At 44.8% G+C, this 2,885-nt stretch carries 2 protein-coding genes; both read left to right on the plus strand.

Going from position 1 to position 2,885, the window contains the following annotated elements; genetic code table 11:
- Positions 1 to 245 precede the first annotated feature (245 nt).
- Positions 246 to 680: a hypothetical protein gene (locus tag FWE23_11480; protein MCL2846047.1), complete on the plus strand. Its 435-nt coding sequence runs from the start codon at positions 246 to 248 to the stop codon at positions 678 to 680.
- Positions 681 to 692: 12 nt separating this feature from the next.
- Positions 693 to 2,885 (plus strand): formylglycine-generating enzyme family protein (locus FWE23_11485; protein MCL2846048.1); only part of this gene is annotated, 2,193 nt, incomplete at its 3' end.

Here is a 2,885-nt window from a genome sequence, read left to right on the forward strand (position 1 = left end):
GAGATAACCCTATTTTGCCCCCCCCCCCCCCCCCCCCCCGTATAAGTCGTTGATTTGCAGGAACTTATGTGAGTTAAGCAAAAGTAATACACGAAGTCAAATTTCAAAATATATTTATCAAAACCTCTTTTTTGAGAGGGGTTTTGTGTTGTTGTTTGGGCGGCTCAAGGGGATTGGGTCGTGTTTTTTGTTTTGGTCAAAAACAGTTTCAAATATAAATCAATTTTTCAAAAAAGGAGGCATTTATGCCAACAACTATGCACGTGAGCGTTTCAGCTACTGGAAAAGCAGATCTTTTCGCGGGAGGTCAAAGAGGCAAAAAGGAAGCGATTAATGTTGTCAATAGCAACTTTGCATTAGGATTAAACGAAAGAAATACAAAGTTTTCAAACATAAATACAAATCCTTTTGTATGGCAGTTTGAAATGAATAATGCTAAATTTAGCACAGGTTTTCATTTATTGTTAAATGACCAACACAGCCCAAAACTACACTGCTTTTATATACCCGGCGGTACAATAAATCCAATCCAATGGTTCCGCCAAAAAAACGTTGGTTTATCTCATGTAGAAGTTGATGCTGGTAGTACAAACTTCAAAACAATATCGTGTCCTACTTCTTTATTGCATTCTACTTCTTTGTGTTTCTTGCCATATTGGAGTCATGTAATGACGTATTAAAGGAGTAATCAAATGAGAAACGGCATTAATAAATTAGTGGCAGTCTTGCTTTTCGTAGTAGTGGCAAGTGCACAAAATGTAAATATCGGCACTGCGCAAGAGTTGCGAGATTTTGCTGCACAGGTAAACGGAGGCAATAACTTTTCAGGAAGAACGATAACGCTTTCGGGCAACATCGACCTCAGCGGTACCCCTGAGTGGGTACCAATTGGCAATACCGAAACGCGAGCGTTTCAGGGAACATTCGACGGAAACGGACGAACAGTAAGTGGAGTAAAGATTGACAACGACCAAGACAACCAAGCGTTTTTCGGAGTTATCGGTACAAACGGCATAGTCCGAAATCTCGGTCTTGAAGTAGATATTATCGCTGGCGGCACGGCTGCTGCTTTGGCGGCTATAAATCGAGGGACAATTGAAGTGTGCAAGGCTTCGGGGAATGTGCAAGGAATGACTGTTGGTGGTTTAGTAGCAGAAAACAGAGGGACTATAAGAAATTCGCATTCTTCAGTAGCTACGCGAATATGGCAAGAAATTCCCGAATTTCCTGTTGTTATATCTCTTCCATCAGATCCGGTAGAAGGTCAAGGAGTTCGACTTCGGGTTGTGCATAACACAATTAGCGAAAGATCTACTTATATAGATTTAGTTTACGTTGCTTCGGGCGAATTTCAACAAGGCGGCTCGCATTTCGGCAACAATAATACTCGTCCTGTCAGATTAACGCAAGGGTTTTGGATAGGTAGATTTCCGATAACGCAGGCGCAGTGGCAAGTAATAATGGGAACTAATCCGTCGGCATTTACGGGAGCAGGTCGCGAAAATTACCCTATAACTAATGTACGTGGGAACGACATATCGCTATTTATGGTAGCAATCGGCGCACGTTTTCCGACGGGAGCGGAATGGGAATTTGTAGCTCGCGGCGGTAATAGGCGCGACCCTTTTGCTTGGTCAGGAAGCGATAATGCGAATAATGTTGCTTGGCATAGTGAACACCCTGACCGCATTGGCAATCACACAATGCCGGTTGGGCTGTTAGCGCCGAATGGCTTGGGCATTTTTGATATGAGCGGTAATGTATGGGAATTTGTTGGTGATTGGTGGGAGGACTGGGGGACTACTAATACTACAACGGTAGATCCTACAGGTGCAACTACGGGTACTCTCCGCGTGATACGCGGTGGAAATTGGGACAGGAATGCGCCTGAGGCGCGCGTAGCATCCAGCAACGTCCATAATATGACGGGTAATAGTAATACAGCAGGTTTTCGCGTGGCGTTCTCCTCTGATTTAAACACGGCTACGACAGGACAAACAACACTTGCAAACACCGCCATTGTTGGCGGCTTGGTCGGAGCAAATTTCGGCACTATTGAAAACAGTTATTCGGCTGGCATAGTCAGAAATCTTGTTTTCGGCGGCAGTTCTGGCGGCTTAGTTGGCATAAATAACGGCGGCATTATCACAAACTCGTTCTTTGACAGCCAACGAAGCAGACAACCCGACAACGACGGCAGAGGCACTCCTCTCACCACCGCACAAATGCGCCAACGAACGACATTTGCGCATTGGGACATAGAAAACATCTGGGGAATGGATGCGCTTATGTATAACGGCGATCCATTTTTGCGAGCACTTTATCCTCTCTCCCGCGCTAAATTCACCATTGACGGACAACGAACAGCAGTAAGCCCTGCGCCTGCAAATCTTATATCTTCGGCAATGCCTTACACAGGAATAAATCTCCACACCGGAAGCCCAATTCAGCCGAATGTGCAAATAGAACACAACGGACAACCTCTTACTCTCGACACAGATTTTCGACTTGAATTCAACGACAATACCAACATCAGCCCAAACAACAATCCTGCGAGAATGCGAATTATCGGTATGGGAGATTTTGCAGGAACAATGCTTGGGTATAACTTTTTTATTACTAATGCAGGACGAGCAATAACAAACGCGACGTTTGTGCCGAATTCAATCAACCCACAACTCCACTCAATCAACCCGATTGAGCCGGAAATTGAAATTCGTGATTTCGGCGGCGCTGTGGTTTTGCAAACCGGTGTGGACTACATTTTGGGCTACGGCGCAAACAACACTGTCGGCACAAACGCCGGCTCTGTAAGTATTACAGGTATGGGACTTTTTACCGGAAACAGAGTTATGAACTTTAATATTGTTGCGGCGCACTCAATA

The sequence above is a fragment of the Chitinivibrionia bacterium genome (genome assembly GCA_009779925.1).
In the GTDB taxonomy this organism is placed as follows: domain Bacteria; phylum Fibrobacterota; class Chitinivibrionia; order Chitinivibrionales; family Chitinivibrionaceae; genus WRFX01.